We start from the raw sequence: 26,476 nt of genomic DNA, 5'->3' as shown, positions 1-26,476 counted from the left end.
TATACCTATGGTTTATCCCCTGTAGTATTATGTACGTAATTTTTTTATATAAGTATAACGATCCTCAGTTACAAAACTACAGTCAGGGACTAAAGGGGCTTTGCGAAGCTTTATAACAAGCTTATTTAAAATTGGTGTAATTTCAGCACGTTCGCTTTCATCAATGGCATATTCTAAGCCATATTGATAAATATCAGGTTTTATTTCGCTCATCCAGACAATAGAGCCAAGTAGTTTTATAGTCTCTCCAAATAAGTAAGTCTCTAATTCAAAAATGATATTAGGATTAACCGTAAGTTTTAAATCTGTTAAAAAGCGAAGCCCACCAATTCCAATATCTTCAATTAATATTATCGTTTTTCCTACATCCACTGTCCGACCATTGATTCTTGTAAGAGTCATTGAGCCACTGAGCGGAAAATGAAGAGGCACTCTAAAAAACTTTCTTTTTTCCTCTAATGTTCGATTATCTAATTTAGGAACATTAGGTAAATCAATTGTCCCAATTTTTAATAATTCTTCAAATTCAGTAGCTGGTAGAGGCTTTGAAAATAAATATCCCTGAACAATCTTACATCCCATTTGCTCTAAAAGATGATATTGTTCATAAGTTTCGACTCCTTCGGCTACAACGTTCATCTTCAAGCTTTCTGCAAGTTTAATCATGGTTTGAGTTATCAAGTTAGATTCATTCTCTTCATCGGAATTTAAGCGGGTTATAAAAGAACGATCAATTTTTAAAGTATTGATATATTTTTTAAACTTGGTTAGGTAAGAAAGTGAAGAGTATCCTGTACCAAAGTCATCTAAGGAAATAGTTATTCCCGTTCTAATGAGATCATTTAGTGTCGTCAACACAATTTTCTCATTTTCTAACATAGAAGTCTCCGTAATTTCTATTTCTATAAACTCAGGATCGAGTTTTGTCTCGGCTAAAATCTCCTGAAAATTACTTACAAGGTTTTTATCCAAAAATCGTTTTGCTGATAAATTCACCGAAATGGGAATTTGCGGTAAGCCCATTTCTTGCCAAGCTTTGATTTGTTTGGCTACCTTCAAATTCATTTTAATGCCCACTTCAGCTATTAACCCATTTTCTTCAATAATCGGAAGAAACTCGTTTGGTGATAGTATTCCCCATTCTGGATGATTCCATCTTATTAACGCTTCAGCTCCTATTATTTTATTATTCTCTGTGCTTACCTTTGGCTGAAAGTAATACTCTAATTGATCCTCTTCAAGTGCTAAACGAATGTCAGATCCTAACTTAAAAGTTCTAAATGTTCGGATATCCATTGTGGAAGAAAAAACTTTGAATGTATTTTTCCCTTCTCCTTTTGCGATATTTAGTGCTGTATCTGCTTTTTTCATGAGAGAAATTGAATCCTCACCATCAGTCGGATAAAGACTGATTCCAATGCTTGTCGTCATAAAAAGTTTAAATTGACCAATGACAAATTGTTCTTCCATTGAACTAATAATTTGATTTGCTATTTCAATTGCCGTGCTGATGTTTATACAATTAGGAGAAATGATTGCAAACTCATCACCGCTTATCCTAAACAGTTGATGTTTATCTCCCAGTACTATCTGAAGGCGTTTAGAAATAGCTTTCAATAACTCATCTCCAACACGATGACCGAGTGTATCATTTGTATATTTAAATCTATCCAAATCAAGATACATAATTGCCAACTTCTGATTTAACGTTTTAGCAATTACTAATTCCTTTTCCAAGGTTTCTTCAAAGGATTTTCGATTTGGTAACTCTGTCAATTGGTCATAGTATGCAAGAAAGTTGATCTTCTGCCAAGTTTCTTCTCTCTCTGTAATATCTATAATTGTACCCAAAATTATTGGATCTCTATCTATATAAATTAATTTGGAATGTGCTTCGACTCTTATCTCAGATCCATCTTTACGAATTACACGACAATAATGTCTTATTCCTTCTTCTCCTTCTTTTAACGAATCAAAGTCGGATTGGAGTTCATCTCTATCTTCAGGATGGACATAATTAGTAATATTGAACTTGCCGTCAGGGTACTTAGTTCCGAGTAGTTGATGATAGTATGGATTACCATATAGAAGATTGTTATCCATTAAGATATAGACACCTACCAATGCTTCTTCCACAATAGCTCTAAATTTCGTCTCCGACTCCATTAAACTATTTTCAATTTTTTGAGCTTCAGATTTATCTTTTATAATTCCGAAAGCACCAGTTACTTTACCCCCTACAATCGCAGGAATCAGTTTAATATGAATCGGAATGCTCATCCCGTTGTTATGTATAAAGAAAGATTCCATACTTCTTGGTTCTCCGTTAAGGACTTCTAAGAAATTTTTCTGATAATTATCCTGTTCATTCTTCAGTAAATACTTGGAAAATGGTGTAACCGAAAATTCCTCAACCGAATAACCTATCACTTTTGAGAGATTTTGATTTGCTTTAGCAATAACACTTTCTCTATCTAAATAAAGCACTATATCTGGGTTATGCTCAAATAAAGAGCGGTAAAAAATATCATTATCTATATGCTTCTTCATGGAATAAACTCCTTACCTTTTTGATCCTAAAGACCTTATTACGAATATTCAAATAAAACGATTATAATATTAGTATTTTACCATATTTATTATTTATAACCTACTATTAGCAAGAATATCTTGAATAATGCCAAAAATATGTCATTAAAAGCTAATCAGAATTGAATATCTTTAAATTCGTACTTATTCTTCCAATGTGTAAATACTTCTTCAACCACCCTCCTTTATTAGATCTTTAAGTTCAACAAAAGGAGCTTCAACAAGAAGATTAGCTACACTATTATTTATTTACAAATTTCGCTATTTCTCGACATTGTTTGATATGTTAATATAAACAAGGGCAAATTTTACGAAAGTAAAAGACGCAAAGCCAAGGGCCTAAAACGCATAGTCGTCATGGTAGCCTGGTTGCCAGGAATACTTCCTGTATTATTTAATATTTATCTTTCCTAATTTGCCTAAATTTAGTGAAAGGTTGTTTATATTGAACATTCTACTTGTAGATGATTCTCGTTTTATGAGGAGTTATTTAAAAAAGATTTTAAATGAAGCCAACTTTAATGAAATAATTGAAGCAGATAACGGTTTACAAGCAATTGATATGTACAAGATACATTCACCAGATATTGTAATAATGGATATTACAATGCCATTGCTTAATGGAATTGATGCACTAAAAGAAATAATAAAAATAGACCCACATGCAAAAGTTGTTATGTGTACTGCATTAGGAGGACAGCAATCCATAATTAAAGAAACACTAATAATCGGAGCAAAAGACTTTGTAGTTAAACCCTATTTTCATAATTTAGTTTCAATAGTAAATACTTTGTTAGGAGACTTAGAGGATTCATGGTAAATATATTTAATAAATGGTTGAGTCATCCTTTATACTTTCGCTATGGTTTTTTTATTCTTTTAATAGGAAGTGTGATATTAAACAGTTTTTTTCTTCAAAATGGAAGTCATTTTTTTATACTTTATATTTTTTCAGTTCTATTTTTAGGTATTGGTTTTTATAACAAATCTACTTGGTTTTTAATCTTTTTTACCATTATAGTCGTTTCCTGTAGATTTTTCCTTATACCAGATGCGACAGATAATTTCTTGAGTTTTATCATTTATATACTTAACTATCTTTTAATTACCTTTATATCAGTTGGATTAATGAAGAATGTTCAAAAAGTGAAAGAAGATAATTTAGAGTTGACAAAAGCCCTTGCGAACGCTTTAGATTCAAGAGATACTTATACACTACATCATTCCGAAAACGTTGCAAGATACGCTGTAGAAATAGCTGAAAAGATGAAGCTGTCGAAAGATTTATGCAATATCATTCACATAGGAGGGCTTCTACACGATATCGGAAAAATTGGTATTCCTGAGAACATACTTACCAAACCTGGAAAGCTAACGAATGATGAATATGAGCTCATCAAGACACACCCAAAGATTGGGTATGACATCATAAAGCACGTTGAAAGTTTTCATAATAATGGAGTTTTAGATATTGTACTTTATCACCACGAGCGTTTTGACGGGAAAGGTTATCCAACTGGATTACAAGGTAATCAAATACCATTAGTTGCTCGAATTGTTGCTGTTGCTGATACGTTTGATGCCATGACTTCTAAACGTGTATATAGAGAGAAAGAACTTGATATTGAATATACTCTAAACGAAATTCGTAAAAATAAGAGTACACAATTCGACCCTGAAGTCGTTGACGTATTTCTAAGTTTATTTGATAAAGATAAATAACACGAAAACACGCTTGAGTAAAATACTCAAACGTGTTTTATTTTAACTAATTTCTTTTTATATGAAATTCGGGGTTTAAGGTAAAAAACTGGGTAAATTGAGCCTGTGTTTATTATTGCTACGTTGGAGTTGGTAACATAGGTTTCGTTTATTTGTTGAGGTAAATAGAGAATATGTAAGATTTCAATGTATTGGCACAAGTAAAACAAAAGACTGTTAAACAGTGGATTATAATATTACATATAATTGCTGTTCCTCTTGTAATAGATGATATTCTTCTCCCTGGTGAAATTTTAAAGTTTTATGAATAGCTAATTCATGGTGATTGTGAAAGGTAGAAACTCTGACAATTAGATATAAAAATTTTTCTGACTCAGTATATTTAATAAGAACTCAATAAAATAAGGCCATGAAAAATTGGCAATTTCTTAAAAGACAATTCTTCATGACCTTCACTTTTTAATAATGTTCCTTTAATACCTTATCAATTAATATCCTTACTTCTCTTTGTTCTCCACCAAAACCCACAAATCTTTGGATCTTATATGCCGTAATTCTTTCATTGCATTTATTCAATTCATCAATTGCCCATTTAATTTTTCTAATGCGGAATTCATTTATTTCTTCTTTTGCTTCTCGCATAAATTGATGTGTTTCTTTCAACCTTTCATTATTAAACCAACTTCTTTCCCCTACTGTCCTTCTGATACTTAAAGGGGTTACTCTAATTGGCTTACCTTGTTCATTCATTATTCGTTCTACTGCTTGTTTAGCGAGTTTCAAACATTCCTTATCACGTTCCTCCCATTCTGAATCATTTGTTTTTCGCATACTGGTTTTAACTCTCGGTGTAACTTTTTCATACCATTCCCGATCGTGTCTAAATATCCACGTATGTAATCCTTTTCCCTTCGTTTTCAGTTGACTTCGATTTGCCTCTGGGTTTTCTTTCAATAAAATCAACCATTTTTCTCTCATCTCCTCGATTTCAAAGAGCGGAAGATGCTTTATATCAGTAGTTTTCTTTCCCTCAACTCTATCCTCACAAAAAAACTTATCCACACTGACACCAAGAAATTGAAGATACAACAGATGTCTTAAGGGACTTCTATTCTTGTTATTGTTCCTAACAAATAACCTTAACCAGTTCGTTTCTTTTAAAGGATCGACTGTGCTTTGCATAATCTTTAAATATTCAGTTGGATAGTACTGTAAAAAACGTTTTTGCACTTCATTTATATACAAACTTCCTTGTTTAGAAGCAAAACCCCTATCCCTTAATTTATCAATATAGAATCGAATAATAAATTGAAGATCCTTCCTTTGATAATTTCCCCACAATAATTGTTCAGATGCTTTGATATATTGGATGTTCAGCTCCTTTACTTTTGTTGAAAAGTTATCTGTTAGGACATTCTCATTACAAACGTCTTCATCTGCACATATAAAATTTAGTGCATTGGCTGTACTTAATACTGAACTGTCTTTTAAGCGTACCCTATGTTTTCTACAGTACATTACACCAACAATTTGATGTACTCTCCGCCAATAACTTTCACCCTTTTTCACCATATCTTCTTGAAAACAAATAGGACAATATCTCAAATAAGTTTGGATATTCACCTTGCTTCCTCCAAAACCAATAATTGTCTCAATTCCTCTACCACAACCATCTACCATATTTGTATAAACTCTTTTGGTTTTCTCTTCAGATAAAAAAGCTGAAAAAAATGGAAGCATCGTATTTTTCATTATTATTTCTTTTGCTGTAAACTTTGATAGTGGCGTTAGATTGCTTACGAACGCATTAATATGTTGGGGGAAAAATATTGATCTCTGGATAATATGACTTCCAAACAGATCGTTAATTAGTGCCTCATTACTGAGCATTCCACACATTCTTTTATATCGAGCAAATACACTATAGAGTAATTCATCTTCATAAACAGTTGGTAGAAAGTTAATCATATGCTGAATCCTCATTCCAATGTGCCATATCATCAATCCAACCATTTTCTAAGAGTAACTCATAGGGTGACTTTTCTTCTTCCACTCCTTTTTTCAAGAGCAATCTCAAGTCTTCCTCTTCATAAGCTAATCTTTTGGATTTTTTCTCTTTCGTAGATATATCAACTAATTTATTGTTAACTTCTGCTTTAAGGTTCTCTTCATCTGATATCTTACGTGTTTTGTGTTCTCCAGTTTCAATAGAGGTCTTTTCTATTCTTCTAATATCTTCATATTTAGCTATTTTATATGGATTATCCGAGCGGATTGCATCCAACATAGGTTCCATTAATTTAAAATTATCCTCAGCACACCTACGAATATCTTCCACATCAAAATGCTCTTTCTTATTCTTTATTACCATCTTCTGAGTGAATATAAAAAGCTTAACGACGAGGTCTGATATTCCTTGTGTATGATGGTAAAAAACGCTTATTATTTCATCGGAAAGAGGAGTATAAGTTTTTGTCCATTGATATTTCCATATTGATTCCAATAAGAGTTTGAATTCATTGTTTAAATCCATATTATTAAAAATAATTTCTGCATTTCCTGTTACCCTGCGTGCAATTCTCAATTCATTTCCAAATAATGCATATGCTCCTGGTGTACCAATAATAGCAAGGTTCACTCCAGAATTAATAAGACTCACAAAAAAATTCATGATTTGATCTGCACCACGCTTTTTTATGTTTTGGATTTCATCAATAATTAGTAAACCGAGTCCAATATTTTGAGCAAGTTGTCCAATTAGGGGTAACATCATATCCACCGAAGCGTTTCTCGAAACATATTTCTTATAGTTGTTCGTGCCAAGTAATTCATCTACTTTCATGAAAAACTGCAAGCATAAAGCTTTCAACGAGACCGTACTCGGGGCATCCAACTTTAACCATACAACTTGAATGTGGTTGAAATTCTGAGCATTATATTCATTATGAACAATAATTTGAGGGAAATTGCTGAGTACTCTATTTGTGCTTGTAGTTTTACCCATACCAGAAAAACCAATAAGAGTCCCACAGCCTGCAGTTGTTCGAAAGTTGAGTCTGGTATTAATCTCATATGAGCGATTAATAATCTGCTTACCTGACTCATTTTGGTATCGTCTATAATCTATATCAAATGGATTCCTTGCTAAATACCCCTGAATCAGTAAGCTATGAATCATATCCCAAATATCCAAATGGATTGGGAGTGGCTGATAAAACTGATAAAGCCTTTCAACCATATGAAGGCGATATATACTATCCATATCCCGTTCACTTTCTGAAAAAGAAGGCTCTACCGCAAGCTTCTTTATGATTGTTGTCTTATCAGCCAACAGTGGCAATGCCTGGATGAATGGATTTTGATTAAACTCTTCGAGAGGAAAGGTGTTATATTCGGCTTGTATTGCCTCCATTCCATTCGGAAGATAGATTTTTTGTGCCAATTAGATTCACCTCTTATTCATTTTTCAAATTTCTAAATATAGCTAATTCATCATCGTCATCTTTTATTTCTTCAATTGCTGAATCATCTAAAGCCTCAAGTTCTTCAACTTCTTTTTCTTCTTTCAGTAATGCACGCTGTAATTCTCTTTCTTCCTTTCGATTTTCCTTTATACCCTTTATACGCCTACTTTTACTTATATTCACATCCCGTTCTTCTTCGGCACTTTTTCTGACTTCATGCATGATTTCTTCCACTTCATTAAACAGTTTCATTTTCTCTTGAAGCTCTTTTTGTTTACTTTTTGTTTCCATTTCTTTTTCAAATACAATAATTTGCTCAACCTCTTCTATCGATTTCCCTCTATATTTTTCATACTGATCTATTAGTTTTAATGTGTGCTGTTTACCTTCTTCATTTATGGTATAGATTTCAGTCATATCACGTACATCCACCTTTATCTTGATTCTTTTATTTCCATTCATCCTTGCAGATTCAAACCAATTATTTTTTAAGCTAAATTCCGAAGCGTAATACATTTGTTTGAACTTTACACCCCTTGCCGTAATTGATGCGGTATATTCTGGCATTAGGTGAAATTTTATTACCTCTTCAGGTAATGTACGCAAAATTCCTTTATGATGTTTTACTCCAAACTCCCAAATGCTTTTTGGTACTTTTTCTACGCCCGCTCTTACCATTTCTTCAGTCAACACATATTCTTCAAGTACATGATGATTGTTATGAAAAATAATGCATTTGATCAAAATGATTGTGAGTTCATCGATTGTAAGATTTGCCTTTAATCGTGCATCGCTTTCTCCACGTTCACGTACTCTTTTCCTACTTGCAGATGCCCCATCAACAAGTGAACCGATTTGCAATTCTATACGATTCAATGCTTGTTCGACCTGGCCTTTAAAATCTGGTCTATAAGAAGAACTATTTTGTATAGATATACCTAATCCTTCAATTGCACTTTCAATTTGCTTTCCATTTAGCTCTCCCCGATCTGTAAAGATTCTGTGGGGAATGCATGCAATATCCCATGTATTTCCTATTTCAAGACCATACTTTTCACAATAACTTCTTTTGGAAGTCATACTAATTAACAATGCTGACATTGCACCACTGTAAGAGTTCAATGACTCGAATGATAAGCTGAAGCCTACAATGATTCTGGAGTAGCAATCCATAACAATATGAAGCAGGGGGTTTCCTACCAAAATGGTACGATTTATACTTGAGACACATGTCACAGATAAAGGTGTGGAATCTGTTTGCCATAGAGTCCCTGGCCCTAACCCAGAATCTTGAGTGGAATTCCCTATTATTGAGCGATATTGTTGATAATAAATCCGTGATCCCTTCCTCTTTGTTATTTCGTTCTTCAAGTTATTGGTTTTTCTGTAATGGTATAAAAATTGATGATAAGTTGGGATTTCTTCTTGGATGATAGGGATAATAACGCCATTTACTTCTTCTTTCTGCTGAGTGAAGAAGTCTTTAATTGTCATCTCATACGCAAACTTCAAAGTATTTTGTTTGCTTGTATAATAATAACGATTCAAACCAATGTTAAAGAATTTCTTGATTTCATCATTTATATTAATACCTTTTCTATTACCATATTTTTTCGGTCTTCCTCTTTTTTTAAGACCAACCGTTTTGTCTCTTCCTCTTGCTCCACATTGATAATACTTTGGTAATAAACCATTCTTCTCTTTACCACCTCTCCAATACTCAATTAAATATCCTTTCACAGTGTTGTACTGTACCTGGAAAACAGCCATTGTGTTTTTCATGGCTTTTTGCCTGTACTTATTTAGAAACATTTGCTGTTCATTCTCCATTTGTTCCAGAACATGCATCACAACCTTCCAAGCCTTGTCCCGTCGTTGCTTCTCAGAAACACTAAGTTCATCTTCTACTACATATCGAACAAATGGATCATCTGTAATTACAACCATTTCTCCTTGTTGAATTGCAGAAGTGATAACATCCATTTCTATTGGATACGGAAACCTTCTCCCACTATCTATTTCAATCACATATATAATAGAAGAAAGTCTATTACATGAAACCACTCTCAAAATTTTATCTTCTTTGTTTTCTAAAAACATCCCTTCCATTATTTCCATTTATATATCCCCTTTCTTAATTTCGCAGATCATCAAATGATAAAGATAGATCTATTACCTTATACATATTTATTTGGATTTCTTTTTTGGCAATCAAGAACCGAAATAGAAATAAACCTGATCCCTTATCTAATTTTTTCTGTTTATCAAAAGACTTTAATATAAGACTAACTGGTTGATCCCCATTTTGATGCAGTTCCCTAAACAACTCTATAGAAAAAGCTTCCTTATCCATTTCAACTTCAAAAAAAGTTTCTCTTACCCATTCCAGATTCTTAGCGAGTTGCCTTGGTAACTCCTTCTCCGTAATCAGCTTCCAATCAATGTTTTTCTGTGACCAATACCGTCTCTCAATTTCAAGCTTCTCCCAAGTAATTTTTCTTTTTAGTTCAGAAGTGTTTTTTACAGTACGAGCAATATACTTTTCTTTGCCTCTTGAATCTTTCAAAGTCAGGAGAAAATTCGTCGTTATGACATAAGGTTCATTCGTCTCTTTATCACGAAACTTATCAAATCTTAAATTTTCTTTTGCATCAATAGTCTCCATCACGTCGAGAAGAGGATATGATTCTCGAACATCAAAAAAATTTTGAAATTCGAAAAGTAGAAACGCTCGATATTGGATATCGGATTGCAAATGATAAATTCTTGGAATTTTTGTTCCTTTTAATCTTGTTGCTCTACCTAATGATGAAAAATCAGATGTCTTTGTCCATGGAATATATTCCACACCTATTCCTTGCCCACGTCCCTCCCTTAACCATTTCTGTACTTTGGCACTCGCCTCATAGTAAGAATTTACCTCCATAGTCATCCAACTCCCTTGTATTTTTTGATTCTTGATAATCTGTCTTTCATAATCTAAGGGTTCTCATTCCGTTTTTAGGCAACAAAAAAATGCATCTGTACTAAGGGCAATGTAGTCCGTTTTTTTTAACGGAACTCCCTTTTTACGAATGCATTTTGCTATAAATTAACTTGTAAATAGATGTTGTCAAGATCTTCCTGTAACAACCCAAGGTATCTCTTGGTTTCTGAAATGGATCGATGATTTAATGCAATAGAGATGTAATCTAACGATATTCCTTGTTTAAAAGCCCAGTACCCCCAACTTTTTCGCATACTATGAGAACTAACCGTCTCTTTAATTCCTACCATATCACATGCATTTTTTAACATCATATTGGCATATTGACGAGTAATCGGCTTATTATGTCCTACTCTACTTACAAACAAAAAGTCATCAGGTTGACCATTATATTCTGTCATATATTCTTTAATTGCCTTGTTTAAATTAGGTGTTACAGGAAATCTCTTATATTTACTCGTTTTCTTTTCATGTAGCTCAACATATTCTACTGGCTTCTTACCGTCCCAAAGATGTTTCACCTTTAAACTTAAAATATCACTTATACGCAATGCCGACGAAATACCGACTGAAAATAATAAAAAATCTCTCTTGTTTTTTCCTCGTAGATATCCCTTTACTGCTTCCAATTGTTTCTTCTCCCGAATCGGACTGACAACGTTAATAATACCACCCTACTTTCCATAAGTTTACACAATTATTATACCAGGCCCATTTTGGAAAGTACAAGAATTCTGATGAAATCAGTAATATTAAAATCAGTGATATAAAGGGATTTCGTACTTTACAAAACAGGATTTTGTAAAGTAGATAATTTCCCGTTTTTATATCACTTTAAATTCTTATAAAAACTGCTTTGGATTAAACGATTCTTTTTATAGATTCTTGAGCAATCATTTCTACACCCTTTTTAAATAATTCTGGATTGCGAGTAGCTAAAAATATTGCTCCACCGATAACTGATGCACCAAGACCAGCCGTAACAATTAGAGTTTTTTGGAAATGAGTTCTATTCGCATCTGCTTCTTCTTTTAATCTATTCAGAATCGAATCAATTTTCTTATCAAGTTTTTCTTTTAGTTCCTCTGTCTCAGCATTCTCTGCTTGCTTAATTAAGTCCTTTAATCGGTAATCCAAAGATTCAATATATTTGTTACTTGACTCTTTATGGATGTCTACAAAAACACCTAAGCCTTCAATAAATGTTTTATAAGTAACATTACTTTCTTTTAGAAACTCTTTTAAGTCTTCCTTATCAATTTTATTTGTTAGATGTAATTCAATCAATTTAATGATATCCTCACCTGTTAAATTATTTTGATTTATCCCAGCATTCTTGATAATATTTAATTTTTTTTTATTTTCCATTAATCTATACAGCTCCTTCTATTTTTGTATTTTGATATTAGTTTTACTAACACGATTAAAAATTCTAAATTATAAACTATTTTCCCTCAAGGTCGTTCCTTATTTTTTGATACATTTCAATATCTTCTTCTATTTGTAATACTTCCATTTGATATTGCAAATCTAACTTTTGTTTTTGACGTTTTAAAGTCGCAATGTATTCATCAATTTCATCTATTGATTGATTATATGCATTTGATTTATTCGAAAGTTTAGATAATACTTCTGGATTACTTTCATTACCTTTAGAATTTATCATTTTAATAAATTTCGAAACTGATGACGCTCCTCCTACTACTCCTCCTACTATTGGTAATAATAATGCCATTTTTCCAATTGAAGTAGCAGTTCCCTCCTTTGCTTTTTTGTTTACGAAATGATTTAAATCATTTCTATCTACAAGGTAACTCTTGCCCTCTTGTATAGCTTTTAATTCTTTGGTGCGAATCCATCTGCGAACAGTTTCTTCAGAAACACCAAGCATTTGGCTAATTTCTTTTGTAGTAAGAATTGTTCTAACCTCCAATTTATACCTATACACACATAATACACACGTGTGTGTGTATGTGTCAACATTAAAGTTAGAATTTCCAATATTAATTGAGTTATTCTTACTTTTATAAAAATGCATATTAAAATTTTTGGCATCTTAGTTTTAATAAGTATTATAAATTTCTGGAATGTATTTAAATTACTAAATCCACTTTTTGAAACGCCATTTTCGAACTATCACTTAACTCATACTTTTGTGCCACTTACCCTAAAGTTTTTGGGCGGGGTTATTTAGTGTAGCTAAAAAATTGCTTTTCTGAACTGATTTATTGTTCTCATACAAAAAAGGAGCATATACATATATTAATAAACTTAGGGAGTGATGATTTATGAGTGAAATCAAGTGTATAGTTTGTGGGGGTAGCCATTTTCGTAAAGGCTACTATGAAATTGATGTTGATGTGGATATTTATCCAACTGCATATAATAATGTTGATGTTACAAGCAGGAGCAATGATGACGTACATATTTATATTGATGTTGGTGTGACCACCACTATTGAAAATGAAATAGTAGAAAAGGGGGATATTTCTTTTAACTTAATATCTGAAGAAAATAATGGTTACCATCGTTATGATGAATCTGTTGAAACCTACAAATATATTTGTGAAGATTGCGGTTTTATTATGAGCTTTATTAAAGAAAAATTTGTAGAAAGTAAAATTGAAGAAAAGAAACGTAAACAAAAGGAAGGAAAATACCTATGATTGGTCAGGCTTTGGAAAATAATAATTTTTAAAGGGCAAAAAAGACCCCACTTTTGGAGTCTTTTTTGTTACCAGATATCATCAACCCTTACCTTCTTATCTTCCTCTTCCTCTTCCTCTTCCTCAGCTTCAACTTCTGTGAAACTAAATGAAATTCTCACATCAAGTTCATCACACAACTCAAAAAATAAATCAAGTATTTCATCACGTATTTCATCAAATTCTTCTTTCTGCTCCACTGTGAGATTTGAAATTTCCTCTATTTCAAAATTTGAAACATAGGCTATCTCACACTCATTGCCTTCCACTTCGATTATAGGATTAATTGATATTTGGTTTTCCTTTAAATTCAATAGTGACTCAATTAATTCTCCAATTTTTATACATGGTACATGAGCAATATAATTAAATACATCAGCATTTACATAGTCCACTATTTCACTAACATAAATCACATCTCCAATATATTTTTTTGAAATTAAATCTTTTTCTAATTTAATTTCCCCTCTTAATTCTTCTAACTTTTCCTCACTAAAATAGTCTTTTAATTCCATCGTTTTATCAGCCTCTCTTTGCTATTGTTTAATTTTTATTCCATCGTTTTAAACTGCAATTAATTTCTGATTAATCTTTATAATTTCTCTTTAACCATCCGAAATAACCGTTCATTAATCTCATTAATTCACCAGAGTAATAGTCTACCTCAAATCCATATTCGTAGATTAAGTCTACTTTTTCGTGAATTTTATCCAGCATTTGTTCAAAATTTTGTAACTCTATCTTTGCTTCATTCAATCGCTTGAATCGAAGTTTCATATTATTTTGTCCAATAGCTGTTGCTATCTTTACTGGAATGCGAGTTACCATCCTTCTTATTTTAAAAGCATCCTCCATTGTAATTTGGCTTTGATGTTTCTCGATAAAAAGATAGCTTGAAAAGCAAAGATCAAGTGCTTTGTCATATAAGTTCATGTTACGAAAGGTTTCTATTTGCATTTTTGACCCTCCATTACCCCGTTATTCTTCTGATACTCTGCATTTTTCCGATAAGCATTTTCAGAATTTCTTCTGCATCTTTGTCGAGAAGTTTATAATCTTCTTCAGAGATATACCCCATCATCAGACATAAGTCCAAAAAGCTCCTCACCTCAGAAATACTTCCTACTGAAATATTGAGGAAGCTGTACTCCTCTTTATAAGATATACGTGCATAACCTTCTGCGATGTTAGCAGTAACACTTGATACGGCACGACGCATTTGGTCAGCGATGTTGTATTTCTCAATCGCAGGAAGATTATTAACTATTTCATATATCTTTTTGACGAAAAGTGCTGATTTTTGATAAACAATTAATGAACGAAAATCACCAATATTATCTTTTGTGTAATTCATCAACTTTGCTCCTTTTATCATTTTCCGAACTATTTTATTGTTCATCCTTCTTGGAAATAACCATAATCTATGCGGTGAGTAAAATAAATTTGATGATTACCTCCTATACGGGCGTTCTTTAGTTGCAGTCTTAATAATTCATTTTGAGAAGTAGTGGATTGATTTTTTGGGGTTTGCTCAGGTTGAGGAGGAATCGCTGAATGCAGAAATGAAAAGGTAGTAACATGACGCTCAATCCCTGCAGATGTGGAGTAGCCCTTTAATTGATTTTGGACATCATTGGGATTCAAATCGAAGGTCAGAAGTATCGGGATTTGAAGTTTTACTGCAATTTGTCGAATCGTATCTATTTTTTCGTTAAGCAAGCTTTCATCTTTATTCCAAGAAGAAAATTCATGCAAATCTATTAAAATGACTGACTGACTGTAAGCTTCTTTTTGCTGTCGTATCTTATCCTCCAATGAATACATGTCGAGCATTGGTGTCTCTGTAAGACTTATAAACTTAATTGTTGGAGCTACCTGATTCAATAATTGCTTATATTTCAGAGGATCGCTTGATAATTGGTTAGGTACTTGGTTGAGTCGGATTGCATTGGCGGGGTCATTTTTGTAGGTGGTTCTTGCAATAAATCGTTGGACAATAGAAGTTTTAGTTTCTTTGGAAGAAATCATAATGACAGCGAACTTTTGTTTTGTAAACTCCTCCGTCATATGGATTAATAATGACCGTTTTCCGATGTTTGGCATTCCTGCGATTACATGTAATCCTGGTGAATAACCATTTTCTAAGATTACATCCAAATTAGGTAGTCCTGTTTTTGCAGACTTTTCTTCTTTCAATTTCTTATTATATATTTCTCTTAAATAGTTGATTAACGGTGGAAATCTATGTCCTTTAGTGGAACTTTGCTGAACATTTTCATTTGTCTCACTTGCTAACTTCTGCTCATTCTTTACTGTATTAAGCATTAATACAATCCTCCTTGTTTTGTTGTATATTCATTAGTGTAACCCCTTATAATGCTATTGTAAGTCAATTTGTAAGGTTTGTATCTACCAAACTGGTTCGACCTTGTTTGAACTTACCTCCTCAAGTCGCCACTTTGTTTTTGTTTTAATATATCCGACCACTTAATAAAGAAACTGTTGACTCTATCGGATATCCAAGTAGCAATCCTGTTAATACATGCTCCCACTTCCTTTTTTCACAACTCGCATAAGCAAAGTCTTTTATAAAATAATTCAATTCTAATTCAGCAGTTTTTAGTAAGATTTCTTCTCCCTCTGACGTAAGTAAGTCGTAACCTAAATGTTCACTGAACAATTGATATGAACTAATCAATTTTTTAAGATCGAAATGGTCTTTAACTTTACCTCGATTGGCGATTCCAATTTCATAAGTATCTTGCCCTTGCTTACTTATTTCAAAGTGAAGTCCGCTAAGCTTGACTCTTTCGACCATAATCTCAATACTTTTGCTATTTACGATAATAAATCCAATGGGTTTTAATCCTTTATTTACTGCTTCCAGTAGTCTCTCGTTACTCCCTGATCTCTCTCCATTTTCTAACAAAACATCATATCCTCCGCAAAAGGTCAAATTCATCCACCTTACCATCGGAGATTCGAAAGGAATATTAATCCCCCTTGGATATTTGTATCTACATAACAAATTACCATTGCTCACAACTACCATTTCATGGTTCTTTTTATAGTCTCTTCTGAAGAATCCCGAAAGCCCTAAACCTTGTTCATTACGATACTTCCCTTTATAGGATTCCTTAACCGTTGCCCATCCATCTACTGCTATAATCTTTCTCATAGTTTGTTCCTCCTCTAAATTTCTCGATTTTGTAGAACGAACATCGTGTGTTGTTCTATAATCATTATATATGGGCAATTTTCCTTTTTTGTTGCCTCGGAGACAACTTGTTAAGGAGAAAATAATATGATAAAAGAATCGTTAAAGTCTAAGTTAATCAAGTTCATTTCAGAAGGACAAGCCAAGGAACTTTTATTTGTTACGTTAAATCAAATTGATGCGGAAGAAGAACCAGATGACTATGGATTTTTCGGACATAGTTTAAGTAACTTTCAGTTAAATAAGCTGGATAAACATTTTGAAAAAAGTAAAAAGACTAAATCTGTTGGACAATATCTACTAACACTGACCACGGATAGAGGAATCTATTCATTTAACGACGAAACTTTTGGTGATGCCTTAATTAATAAAGCATATTGGAGCAAACTCGTTAATGATAAAGTTTCTAATCACGATAAAGACAAGCTAATTAGAATATCGATTTTCTTAAATCTAAATTTATTGGAAACTACTAAACTTTTGCAGAAGGCGGGATTTACGCTTAGTGAGGAGAACAGCAAAGATAATCTTATTATTTTTTGTTTAGAGGAAGGCATTTATGATCTAAAAGAAGTAGAAGAAATTCTTGCAGAATGGAATCAGAGAACGCTATTTTCTAACGTACGAACTATTAATTCGATCAACTAACAGCTCTAAATCAAATAACGCCCTTAGAAATAATAGAAGACTGACTCTAAGTAAGTTATTGTTTTTATTTCTTTATTGGTAGCTTGTTGTTAGAGGTGACTCAGTCAATCAACTTGGTCAAAACATAAACCTATATATAGATTCAAAAACAGACTCCTGCAAATTTCATTTGGAATCCAAAGAAGCGTTTCTTGCTAATAGTGCTGTTGCTTATTGTCTACTTGGGCTTCTATTGGTTGTGGATACTATAGAATAATTGTAATTTCTGCAGGGGTAACTTTCAATATCGCTAACGCTTAAAGTACTAATAAAATAGTCTATAGCCGTATTCAATTGAAAAGTTGTATTGCTCGTTCGCTTGAGAAAGTAAATGAAAATATGCTGTATCTTATTAAGTTGTATGCAATTCTTCTTATATAAAGTAATAAGTTTAAATCATACAACTTTTGAAAGTGTCGGTAGCGTCTAATATGAATTGCATTATTAATAGGTTAGATTTACTGAATTCCACCAACTAAAGTTGACAAGACTAATCTATTATCAAAATTCAATTTAACTTTCAGCACCATTGAATGCTGTAGCATCATTCAAATTATTGTCTAAGACCCATAAAAGGATGTCAATTATATTCCAATGTAATGTTACTACAGTATTTTTACGGATTCTAATTGTTGGAATACAAAAGCGTTACTTTAGTCTACACTATTTATTATTGAATATATTTGTATCTCTAAGGCTACCCGTTTCATATAAATTAAGTCTATAGTATTCTACAGTGCTAAAACTCAAGTTAGATTGTAGCAACAAGCCATATATAATTTTTCATTTCAGCATTACTATAGATGCTTACTGCAAAGAAAGCCAAAAGAATTTCAATAGTATTCCATTATGTTGTTTTATAGCATGATATTGTTTCAAATGGTTGGAATACAAAAGCGTTATACCCATCTGTATTAAATATCTTTTATTTTTATAGATTTGAAACTGTTACCAGTTGGTTATTACCAATTGAAAAAGACTACAGTACCCAATGATTCATATTTCGAAAACCAGCTCGACAATCCTGCAATACTCTTTAACGAACGTACAATACAACCATACATCTATAAACCATATAATTTTCGTGCCTGCTCCTACATTATTTTTGAATACATTAATAGAACAGCCAACAGAAATATGTTGGCTGTTCTATATTTCTTTTCTATCTAAGAATTATTTTTTGTCCATTCATATCAAAGCCGTTTACTTCTAAGAAGCCTTGAATAGCTTTCATAATTTTCGAAAAATTACTTTTGTCCGATATACCAATCTCCTCTCTAATAGCTTTCTTTTGTATATAAATGGCTCCAGATCTTTTGGCATCCATAATTGCCCTTATTGTTCCTTCGACTTGCTGATCGAATTTCTTTACTATTTTGGTTCGACTCTTGGTATCACTTTTATTATTAGCTTGCATACTTGTTTTCTTGTATTGAATTCCTGGCAATTGATTTACCACAAAGTCAATTACATCCTGATTATCTGTGAGTACATACATGTTGGAAACTCTGCTATTATCTCGATTAACCCGTTTAATTGCTTGATAAATTTCTCCTGCAATGACCGTTTTTCTAATTTTCTCCACCTCTTCGTGTTGAAATACGGAAACATTTCCCACACTTTGTTGATCATTCAGTCGATAGTACATATACGTTAAAGCGTATGCTAAATAATCAAAGTTCGGTGTTTTCATGATAACGACATTATCAAAATCTCGATAAGAATTTACTCCAATGATATTTCCGAAATAATCGATTTTGAATTTTTCATTCATCATCGCCTGAACTTTTTCCGAATCATATCTATTTAATAAGTACTCAGTGAGCTTCTTTTCAATAATAGCCTTATTCTCTTTGTCTGATATAAATAAAGTTTTTCCCATTTGTTCTGGTAAAATCGCATGAAATGTTTTTTCGGGTAGGTTAATTTGAGAGGATAGTTCCTTTTTGCTTGTTTTTATTTCGATGTGGTTTAAGGTAGATGGGGAGTAATCATAAATTTTTGGCTGTTGTTTAACGTGATATTTTTTCGAAAGGCTATATCTATAGTCAAATCCATTTGCATCTAAAATAATATTATTATCCAACAATAACATCTGAATTTTATTATTAAAAGTATGGAAAGCCTCTTCGTAGAAGTAGCATCCATTGGTAAGGACTTGTTCAATCTTGCCCAAGATTTCTTTCTCTTTTGTTCCACTAACACTATCAATTATAGATGGCATTCTATCTCTAATTAGGCAAAACTCTCGATCATCAAATTCAACTAATATTAACTCATTTCCATTTTCTACCTTTCTATTAATTTCGGTTTCCATTAAGCTTTTTCTCAATTTATATACAAGGGTTTTAATGGATTCATCTTTATATAAATACTCCATCATCCACAAATATCCTATTTCATCTTTACTAAGCGTTACTCGCTCTAAAAAATCTGGGTATTCGTCAATTATTAGTATATTGCGATCTTTCCAGAATTCCTCATGATTTCCTTTACAAAATGAAATATACATTTTATGGGTTAAACACAGGACTTGTGCATCTTTAGCTTTACGTCTACTTTTTACTTTTTTTGCGTCTTCCCCAGTAAAAGTTTCTGCGACCCTTCTGCCCGCATGTTCATTTATTGTAGCTACAGTGTTACCTAATTCATCGTCTTTTAAGAAACGTTGAACATAGAGTACACGATATGGTTTCGTTTTTGTCATCTCTCCTACGAATTGAAATGTGTTCGTACTCTTTCCAGAACTTGCCTCATAATCATAAATATAAAATTGATTCTTATCCCACAGCTCCTTATTCGTTATCTGTGCTTTCAATTCTTTAAAGTAATCCATCATTTTAGTCATTAATAATGACCACCCTTCAATAGTTATAAATCTATCATATAAGGAAGTCAATATCTGATATATGCCTTTTGGGTTCTACCTTGTTTTAGGTGGTAGATACTCTTTACTCGTGAATTATTGAGATTTATGACATTTCATATAGTTAAGACACTATTAAACTAATATTTTTATGAAATGTCTTATAAATCAGTAGATATCAGTATAGAATACAAAATACTAATAAAAGGAGTGATTTAAAGTGAAAGAAAAAGTGTTAATCGCAGTAGACTCTGGAAAGTTTATGACGAAAGCAAAATTAAAAAGCAAGGACAAGCATGCCATTACGAGTTTTCGCTCAAAAATGCAGGAAGTAGGGAAAATTGGTGTGGATATTCAGCCAGGTTCCTATTCTGTAGAATACAATGGAAAATCCTATTTGGTGGGAAATATGGTGGGTGAAAATCACAGCAATTTTGATTTAACCAAAACAATTGATCTACACAGAGTTTGTATTTATACGGCTATATCTGACCTTCTACAACTTGCTAATCTTCGAACGGAAAATGTGGATATAAGACTGGCAATCAATATTCCGATTTCTGCTTATAAAGTTGCATCTGCCAAACAGGAATACAAAAATTTCATTGAAAATGATGGAAAACCAATCATATTAAACGTAAACGAAAAGCCCGTTATCATTCAATTAACAGATGTCGTTATCGCTTTTGAAGGCATGGGTATTATCTACGATGAAATAGAGCAAATGAAAGGGCAACATACTGCCGTGATCGATATCGGTGGGCTTAATACCACTTTCTGTATTTTTTCAAGTATCAACCCTATATTTGATTCCATGACCGTATTTAATGGTGGAATTAACATGTTAAAAGGCAAGGTTGGAAAAATGATAAATGAACAGTACGGAGTTGCCGTAACTTCCAATGACCTCGAACGAATTCTTCAAGACGGCTACTTTTCACAGGCTGGAAAAATTATAGAGGAAAGCAAGATGCTAATAGAACAATTGAAAAAACAGCATTTCAAAGAAATTATTGAGTTTGCGAAGAGTCAAGATTATACGTTTAACAATGTCGACATTCATTTTTGTGGGGGAGGATCCTATATGTTATCGGATAACATTCAACAGGAATTTCCTGAAGCTCGCATTATCATAGATCCACAATTTGCAAACGTGAAAAGTTTTCTTAAAATCTTGGAGATCAAGTATGCAATATGAACCGAGAACGTATTACAATCAGCTTGCTAACCGAAGACAGCGACATCCTTGAGCATCTTCACACCATCAAATCCGAACGCACAATTAGCTCCTATCTTCGCCATCTGATTCGCCAAGATATGCTTGGCAACCCCTCAACAAATAACCTCGATCAATTGGCAGAAATATTAGCCAATATACTTCTAAAAGAACCCCTCATGCTTTCTTACCAACAAGAAAAGCCCACTGAAATAGTAGTGGACTTGGAAGATATAAGTATTATAAACGGGTTGTTTTAGTCTTTAATATTTTGAATAAAAGGAATGGGTTTGCTCCCAATCCTTTTTTCGTTTATCTAATGTCTCTACGCTTGTATAGTGTATAAGTACTCCGACCTTTTAACTTACCCCCAACGCCTTAAACACCGCATCAATCGGATCAGCATAAAACACAGGTTGTACTTTTACCAATAAATCTGGTGGAACAGTCTGCAAGTCCATGACAGATGAAGCTGGAATCAATACTTTCTTAGCCCCTGCATCCACACACACTTGCAAAACGTTGGCGAATTCCTCGACCTTGCTTATAGTTCCTCCAACAGTCATGTTCCCAATTACAACCATACTTTCTTGAACTGGCTTTTCTAAAGCTCCAGAACATAATCCAATTAATTCTGCTACTGCAAGCTCACTTGTTATACCAATCCCTTGCAAATCGCTAATATGCATTAAGTAATCTTTGGTTTTTGTGCTAATCAAATTGCTGATGCTTTTGCTATTGGCTGTGAAGTATCTGAACGCTGTATCAAGGCTTTCTTTTGCATCTCGTGAAGAACCTACACCTGATTTATCGAACCTCCCAGTGCCACTAACAACCTGATTTTCAAGCTTATACACGCCAATCATGCCCGATTGTCCATGTCCTACAACGTATACGTGACCTGGTTTTCCCATGCCCTCTGGAATGAGTTTTCCTCCACCTTGTTCTGGAACGGATACATACTCTTCGTTCAACGACTCTTTATCGATATACGAGAACATAACATCATAGAACTCCATGCCACCGATTTTCTTAAGCTGTTCCTTAACACGACGACGACCTTCAAGAGCATATTGTAAGATTTCCTCTATATCTTCTTTCGTGAATTCACCATTCGGATAAATGAGTTTCACCATACCAGAAACTGTCTTTCGAACAGCGACTGTATCACGTTGATTCAAGTTGTTCCCAAGCTTGAAATACCGATCTATTGAATCTGCATATTGATATTTACGCATTTCACGGAAGAATTCAGCAAGATAATCAACAATAAATCCATACTTGTCAGTAAATAAATTAGGTCGCATTTTGGGGATTTCCCAACCAGGCATGTAATAATGCATCCGATCAAAGAAAGCTGTGTCATTTGCCATTTCTGGTGGGAATGGAGCAAATAGATGGGATGTTTTCAACAAGACATCAACGCTTTGATTGATATTCCCGACAAATACCATAGATGCAGAAGCATTCTTTTCTTCTTTCCCACGGCTGAAACTTCCCGATGCCATATAATCCTTCATAATTTGGATTCCGTCCTTGTCTTTAAAGTGAATCCCTGCCACTTCATCGAAAGCCACTGTATCCCACATACCTACTAATCCTACTTTGCGGGTAGTCATGTTATAAAAGAGATTTGCGACAGTAGATTGTCCGCCTGAAACTAATATGGAATTGGGGGAAACTTCCTTATAAACAAAACTCTTCCCCGTTCCACGAGGGCCGAGTTCACACATATTGTAGTTATTCTCCACTAAAGGTACAAGTCTTAACAGCAGATGCCATTTAACTCGTTCCTCTAATTGTGTTGGTTCCATTCCAGTTGAACGAATTAAAACATCAATCCACTCTTTTTTAGTGAACTGTTTTCGCCCCTCAAACACCTCTTCCATATCCATATTCGGCATTTGAATTGGTTGCAAGCTACTAACACTAAAAGGATTCATAACCCTTATTTCTTCATCATAAAAGTAATCAATCTTCACCATGCACCAAATACCACCAACTAAAAGCTTGTCGAAATCTTTTACAAAGTTAGAGGAAATTGGAACACCTTTTAGTCCAAGATTAGAGAACTCTGCTTCATAGGTATCTATTTTCGGATTTAAAGCAACGGTTACTTTATCTATAATAGAATACTGCCCCAGTTCACGAATGCGTGATTTGATCTTCTCTGCTTCATCTGGACGTACAAAGTTATCAGATAGGATCTTTTTCACACGTTCTACGCCTTGTTTAATACTTTCTTCGTCATCAGTGGCCGCATACATCCCCAGTAAGTATTCCAGTACATATATAGGCACGTTTGCCCCTTCTTTTATCAGTTTAGTCAAGTCTTTACGGACGACACGACCCGCAAATACTTCATTCAGTTTTTTATCCAGGTCAAGCGTCAACGTTTCTTCCACTCTCTCTTCCACAATTACACCCCCTCATTTAAAAATCAAAATCACTCACAATTCCTAAGTTAATTGTAAACGGTACTTTCTCCGTAATTACACCTGTTTCCGTATCTTTAATTATTAAATAATACGACTTGTTTCGATCATATGAAATACTTTTCAAGACAAACTGAAGCTTAAATGTACGTTCTGCAGGATTATCATATGAGCGATCCCCTATTATCGTTTCTTCGTTCGATAGTATATTTCCTTCTTCATCACCCATATAGATGACAACTGTACGAGAAATCATTTTTTCTTCTACTTTTTCCGTTTGGAAGAACTCTAAGTTGAAGATGCTGTTCGTAATTTTGCGTGTCATGTTGGTTAGCCTAATGTCTACTTTTTGAATTGCTTGCGAACCTTTTTGACCTGCTCGTTTATTTTTAAAGGAAAGCACTGGTACAACGATTTCCTGAAGGCTTGCACCACCGTGGACAAAGTTTACTCCAGACCCTTGCATACGATTGCGAATTGTTCCGTTTGGTACATAAGCAGTCAATTGTTGTTCGTTATCGACGACTGTTGATAAATCAATCGCAAGTTGCCCTGATATATCACGTTTTTCTTTTGAAAGTAAGTAGCGACGTTTCACTTCTATAGCATCGATTGATTCTTTTTCAATCTTATCACTTTCTGGAAGCGTATCTCGTTGATAAAGGAAACCATGATCTGCAGTGATATATACATTTGTTCCACTCAAATCATCTCGAATGATTTTCACTAAGTCATACAACTGATTTAAGGCAGTTTCTACTGCATTAAAGGTGTATATCTCCGTAGATGCCTTATCACCCATCGCATCAATTGTATCGTGGTATAAGTAGATAAGTTTCTTCCCTTTAAACGTTTCACGTCTACCTGCTTTATTCATATCAAATACATCTTGGAAATGCATCACAACACTATCTTCCACATATGACTCGATAATCTTCTTACGACTTTCCAGTCCTGACGAGTCTTTGCCATTTACAAGTACACGTCCATTCTCGTCAAAGTCCAAGTTTCGATGTGGGAGGAGTGAAGCCATGCCAAGTTTTGTGACAGATGGCAACACACCAAGTTGCGTCTGTATATCGCAAATCCCCATTGTTTCAGAATTCAATCGCTCAGCAAGCTCAACTCCTACTTCATATCGCATAGCATCTGAGATGATAACAAACGCACGCTCACCTCTACGGATATGCGGGGCAATGAATGACGAATAGAAACTTTGTTGATTTTGCACTCCAGGAAGTGTCCAATTATTCATCATTTCACTTTTCACTGCCTGTGACCAGTGAGAGCTTAACTCACCCATATACCAATTTGTGTACAGGTTTTCCACAAGTTCTTTTAACTTCTTCAACAACTCATGGTTATTTTCTTCATCATATGCAACATAGAACTTACGGTAATATGTATCCATTTTAGAAAACTCGTTCACATAAGCCTGATACAGATCAATAGCTCGACCTTGTGGCATACCTTGTTCATGGTCTTTGTAAAACGCATGCATTTTCACCGTATAATATAGTGCATCATAAACAGACGCATATTGCTCATAGTAATGTTTCACACGTCTTAATTTAATCAGCTTCGAATATTCCTCATAATCTTCTAACTTCTCCATTAGGCTGTTCGCAATATAAATAATAATGGCTTTATCAATATACGGGAATGTATCCGCCTGTTTAAATTCCTCAATTGGAATAGATTGCATGATATTAGAGAGTAGAATTTCTTGTTCAACCATTTCCGAGTATTCATCAAACACAGTATAATCCGTTTTATGGTGCATCCAGTGGTCAATAAATACTAATGCATTTGTTTTATTTCGCACTGCAATAAATTCCTTTACAGCAGTTAAATAATTCTCACTAATGGAGTGACTTAATGCAGTCACAGTTAAATGAATGAATAAAGTCTTTAAAGTCTTTGTTTCACGCTCGTACCCGTACTTATTTGCAACATACTTCCAGAACACGCTGATATCAAAGTATTTATCCATAAGTGTTAAATACTTGTTGTCACCATCATTCAGCGTATCCATCAAAACAGCCTTTAACACACCTTCAAAATCAGGTGTCTTCTCATTACACAAAACACTCATGATTGCTAACTCGATTTTTTCTTCTGTAAAACCTCTCATACCGAGTGCCTGAAATTTTTTAAACCGTTCCTTATTATTGAAAAAACGCTCATATTTTTTTATCACGGCTCTCAATGAAGGATCTATCTGAAGATCACTCAATATTAGAGATACCTTATCAGCATAAAACGTCTTCGAATACAACACTGTGTCTGCAAGCCAATTTTCTTCTACACCTAACTCTAAATTTGTGTATATCAAATAAGAAGAGGTCGGATCTTCTTCCTCCAATAAATACTTTGTATAGAACTGATTCAGCTCCGTCAGTGGGTGAACTTTCACTCCATTTATTTGAAGTTGTCCAATTTCCTCTGTAAATTCGTTGTCCTTATCTACCCAGAAAACAATCTTCCGCAGTTCTCCGTCTTTTAAAGGTTCGTTAAAAATATCATGTAAAGCGGACTCTATCTGTTCTATGTTCATAAAACTCACCTACCCTCTAAATCCATTATAGA

Annotated in this window: 22 protein-coding genes and 1 riboswitch; of the genes, 6 read left to right on the top strand and 16 right to left on the bottom strand. The window is 33.6% G+C overall.

Translation table 11 applies throughout. From position 1 onward, the window contains the following. Window positions 1-27: 27 nt before the first annotated feature. A complete protein-coding gene (locus tag PGC35_RS14465; RefSeq protein WP_375219673.1) occupies window positions 28-2,550 on the bottom strand; it encodes an EAL domain-containing protein in 2,523 nt (840 codons plus the stop codon). Between the two features lie 329 nt (window positions 2,551-2,879). Further along, a riboswitch (cyclic di-GMP riboswitch) is annotated at window positions 2,880-2,966 on the top strand. Window positions 2,967-3,031: 65 nt separating this feature from the next. On the opposite strand from PGC35_RS14465, the gene PGC35_RS14460 reads away from it, so the two are divergent. Continuing rightward, window positions 3,032-3,409: a response regulator gene (locus PGC35_RS14460; RefSeq protein WP_375219775.1), complete on the top strand. Its 378-nt coding sequence runs from the start codon at window positions 3,032-3,034 to the stop codon at window positions 3,407-3,409. Further along, window positions 3,403-4,311, top strand: coding sequence for an HD-GYP domain-containing protein (locus PGC35_RS14455; protein WP_375219672.1), 909 nt, complete (start codon window positions 3,403-3,405; stop codon window positions 4,309-4,311). Before PGC35_RS14460 ends, PGC35_RS14455 begins: the two co-directional genes overlap by 7 nt. 459 nt (window positions 4,312-4,770) lie before the next feature. Here PGC35_RS14455 and PGC35_RS14450 read toward each other — a convergent pair whose 3' ends face one another. The 7 genes from PGC35_RS14450 to PGC35_RS14420 form a co-directional block, all read right to left on the bottom strand. Continuing rightward, window positions 4,771-6,279 (bottom strand): TnsD family Tn7-like transposition protein, encoded by a 1,509-nt coding sequence (locus PGC35_RS14450; RefSeq protein WP_375219671.1) that lies wholly within the window; start codon window positions 6,277-6,279, stop codon window positions 4,771-4,773. Further along, window positions 6,272-7,753, bottom strand: coding sequence for an ATP-binding protein (locus PGC35_RS14445; protein WP_375219670.1), 1,482 nt, complete (start codon window positions 7,751-7,753; stop codon window positions 6,272-6,274). Before PGC35_RS14445 ends, PGC35_RS14450 begins: the two co-directional genes overlap by 8 nt. 13 nt (window positions 7,754-7,766) lie before the next feature. Beyond that, window positions 7,767-9,893: a hypothetical protein gene (locus PGC35_RS14440; protein WP_375219669.1), complete on the bottom strand. Its 2,127-nt coding sequence runs from the start codon at window positions 9,891-9,893 to the stop codon at window positions 7,767-7,769. A gap of 16 nt (window positions 9,894-9,909) precedes the next feature. Beyond that, on the bottom strand, window positions 9,910-10,701 hold the full coding sequence (locus PGC35_RS14435; RefSeq protein WP_375219668.1) for a TnsA endonuclease N-terminal domain-containing protein: 792 nt from the start codon (window positions 10,699-10,701) through the stop codon (window positions 9,910-9,912). Window positions 10,702-10,859: 158 nt separating this feature from the next. Next, window positions 10,860-11,390 carry a tyrosine-type recombinase/integrase gene (locus PGC35_RS14430; RefSeq protein WP_375219667.1) on the bottom strand — a complete coding sequence of 177 codons (531 nt, stop codon included), beginning with the start codon at window positions 11,388-11,390 and terminating at the stop codon, window positions 10,860-10,862. A 232-nt stretch (window positions 11,391-11,622) separates the two neighbouring features. Next, window positions 11,623-12,129 carry a hypothetical protein gene (locus PGC35_RS14425; protein ID WP_375219666.1) on the bottom strand — a complete coding sequence of 169 codons (507 nt, stop codon included), beginning with the start codon at window positions 12,127-12,129 and terminating at the stop codon, window positions 11,623-11,625. 76 nt (window positions 12,130-12,205) lie between these two features. Beyond that, entirely contained in the window at window positions 12,206-12,694 is a 489-nt protein-coding gene (locus tag PGC35_RS14420; protein WP_375219665.1) for a helix-turn-helix domain-containing protein, read from the bottom strand. Window positions 12,695-13,049: 355 nt separating this feature from the next. Between PGC35_RS14420 and PGC35_RS14415 the strand changes: the two genes are divergently transcribed. Then, a complete protein-coding gene (locus PGC35_RS14415) occupies window positions 13,050-13,427 on the top strand; it encodes a hypothetical protein (RefSeq protein ID WP_375219664.1) in 378 nt (125 codons plus the stop codon). A 68-nt stretch (window positions 13,428-13,495) separates the two neighbouring features. Here PGC35_RS14415 and PGC35_RS14410 read toward each other — a convergent pair whose 3' ends face one another. The 5 genes from PGC35_RS14410 to PGC35_RS14390 form a co-directional block, all read right to left on the bottom strand. After that, on the bottom strand, window positions 13,496-13,981 hold the full coding sequence (locus PGC35_RS14410; protein ID WP_375219663.1) for a hypothetical protein: 486 nt from the start codon (window positions 13,979-13,981) through the stop codon (window positions 13,496-13,498). 70 nt (window positions 13,982-14,051) lie between these two features. Further along, on the bottom strand, window positions 14,052-14,423 hold the full coding sequence (locus PGC35_RS14405) for a hypothetical protein (RefSeq protein WP_375219662.1): 372 nt from the start codon (window positions 14,421-14,423) through the stop codon (window positions 14,052-14,054). A 13-nt stretch (window positions 14,424-14,436) separates the two neighbouring features. Next, window positions 14,437-14,820, bottom strand: coding sequence for a four helix bundle protein (locus PGC35_RS14400; protein WP_375219661.1), 384 nt, complete (start codon window positions 14,818-14,820; stop codon window positions 14,437-14,439). Between the two features lie 41 nt (window positions 14,821-14,861). Next, a complete protein-coding gene (locus PGC35_RS14395) occupies window positions 14,862-15,791 on the bottom strand; it encodes a DnaB-like helicase C-terminal domain-containing protein (protein ID WP_375219660.1) in 930 nt (309 codons plus the stop codon). Window positions 15,792-15,936: 145 nt separating this feature from the next. Next, complete coding sequence (locus tag PGC35_RS14390; RefSeq protein ID WP_375219659.1) at window positions 15,937-16,644, bottom strand: hypothetical protein; 708 nt, start codon at window positions 16,642-16,644, stop codon at window positions 15,937-15,939. 126 nt (window positions 16,645-16,770) lie between these two features. On the opposite strand from PGC35_RS14390, the gene PGC35_RS14385 reads away from it, so the two are divergent. After that, window positions 16,771-17,331, top strand: a complete 561-nt coding sequence (locus tag PGC35_RS14385) for a hypothetical protein (RefSeq protein ID WP_375219658.1) — start codon at window positions 16,771-16,773, stop codon at window positions 17,329-17,331. Window positions 17,332-18,532: 1,201 nt separating this feature from the next. Here PGC35_RS14385 and PGC35_RS14380 read toward each other — a convergent pair. Further along, the gene (locus tag PGC35_RS14380; protein WP_375219657.1) at window positions 18,533-20,218 is read right to left on the bottom strand and encodes a hypothetical protein; all 1,686 of its coding nucleotides are present in this window, start codon (window positions 20,216-20,218) and stop codon (window positions 18,533-18,535) included. Window positions 20,219-20,456: 238 nt separating this feature from the next. On the opposite strand from PGC35_RS14380, the gene PGC35_RS14375 reads away from it, so the two are divergent. After that, window positions 20,457-21,434 carry a ParM/StbA family protein gene (locus tag PGC35_RS14375; protein ID WP_375219656.1) on the top strand — a complete coding sequence of 326 codons (978 nt, stop codon included), beginning with the start codon at window positions 20,457-20,459 and terminating at the stop codon, window positions 21,432-21,434. After that, window positions 21,431-21,712, top strand: coding sequence for a hypothetical protein (locus PGC35_RS14370; RefSeq protein WP_375219655.1), 282 nt, complete (start codon window positions 21,431-21,433; stop codon window positions 21,710-21,712). The genes PGC35_RS14375 and PGC35_RS14370 overlap by 4 nt, the downstream gene beginning before the upstream one ends. Before the next feature lie 99 nt (window positions 21,713-21,811). Here the strand turns inward: PGC35_RS14370 and brxL are convergent, their stop codons facing one another. Together brxL and pglZ are read right to left on the bottom strand one after the other, a co-directional pair. Further along, a complete protein-coding gene (gene brxL, locus PGC35_RS14365; RefSeq protein ID WP_375219654.1) occupies window positions 21,812-23,869 on the bottom strand; it encodes a protease Lon-related BREX system protein BrxL in 2,058 nt (685 codons plus the stop codon). 16 nt (window positions 23,870-23,885) lie between these two features. Next, the gene (gene pglZ, locus PGC35_RS14360; RefSeq protein ID WP_375219653.1) at window positions 23,886-26,444 is read right to left on the bottom strand and encodes a BREX-1 system phosphatase PglZ type A; all 2,559 of its coding nucleotides are present in this window, start codon (window positions 26,442-26,444) and stop codon (window positions 23,886-23,888) included. Window positions 26,445-26,476: the final 32 nt, after the last annotated feature.

This window comes from Psychrobacillus sp. PGGUH221, from assembly GCF_042055255.1.
In the GTDB taxonomy this organism is placed as follows: Bacteria; Bacillota; Bacilli; order Bacillales_A; family Planococcaceae; genus Psychrobacillus.
The sequence above is the reverse complement of the archived record's forward strand: the minus strand, read 5'-3'. Positions and strand labels throughout refer to the sequence as shown.

What these genes read in the sequence shown, in the direction of transcription:
- PGC35_RS14465 (WP_375219673.1), bottom strand. Translation starts at nt 2,550, where the DNA reads ATGAAGAAGCATATAGATAATGATATTTTTTACCGCTCTTTATTTGAG.
- PGC35_RS14455 (WP_375219672.1), top strand. Translation starts at nt 3,403, where the DNA reads ATGGTAAATATATTTAATAAATGGTTGAGTCATCCTTTATACTTTCGC.
- PGC35_RS14450 (WP_375219671.1), bottom strand. Translation starts at nt 6,279, where the DNA reads ATGATTAACTTTCTACCAACTGTTTATGAAGATGAATTACTCTATAGT.
- PGC35_RS14440 (WP_375219669.1), bottom strand. Translation starts at nt 9,893, where the DNA reads ATGGAAATAATGGAAGGGATGTTTTTAGAAAACAAAGAAGATAAAATT.
- PGC35_RS14435 (WP_375219668.1), bottom strand. Translation starts at nt 10,701, where the DNA reads ATGGAGGTAAATTCTTACTATGAGGCGAGTGCCAAAGTACAGAAATGG.
- PGC35_RS14425 (WP_375219666.1), bottom strand. Translation starts at nt 12,129, where the DNA reads ATGGAAAATAAAAAAAAATTAAATATTATCAAGAATGCTGGGATAAAT.
- PGC35_RS14415 (WP_375219664.1), top strand. Translation starts at nt 13,050, where the DNA reads ATGAGTGAAATCAAGTGTATAGTTTGTGGGGGTAGCCATTTTCGTAAA.
- PGC35_RS14410 (WP_375219663.1), bottom strand. Translation starts at nt 13,981, where the DNA reads ATGGAATTAAAAGACTATTTTAGTGAGGAAAAGTTAGAAGAATTAAGA.
- PGC35_RS14405 (WP_375219662.1), bottom strand. Translation starts at nt 14,423, where the DNA reads ATGCAAATAGAAACCTTTCGTAACATGAACTTATATGACAAAGCACTT.
- PGC35_RS14400 (WP_375219661.1), bottom strand. Translation starts at nt 14,820, where the DNA reads ATGAATTACACAAAAGATAATATTGGTGATTTTCGTTCATTAATTGTT.
- PGC35_RS14395 (WP_375219660.1), bottom strand. Translation starts at nt 15,791, where the DNA reads ATGCTTAATACAGTAAAGAATGAGCAGAAGTTAGCAAGTGAGACAAAT.
- PGC35_RS14390 (WP_375219659.1), bottom strand. Translation starts at nt 16,644, where the DNA reads ATGAGAAAGATTATAGCAGTAGATGGATGGGCAACGGTTAAGGAATCC.
- PGC35_RS14385 (WP_375219658.1), top strand. Translation starts at nt 16,771, where the DNA reads ATGATAAAAGAATCGTTAAAGTCTAAGTTAATCAAGTTCATTTCAGAA.
- PGC35_RS14380 (WP_375219657.1), bottom strand. Translation starts at nt 20,218, where the DNA reads ATGACTAAAATGATGGATTACTTTAAAGAATTGAAAGCACAGATAACG.
- PGC35_RS14370 (WP_375219655.1), top strand. Translation starts at nt 21,431, where the DNA reads ATGAACCGAGAACGTATTACAATCAGCTTGCTAACCGAAGACAGCGAC.
- pglZ (WP_375219653.1), bottom strand. Translation starts at nt 26,444, where the DNA reads ATGAACATAGAACAGATAGAGTCCGCTTTACATGATATTTTTAACGAA.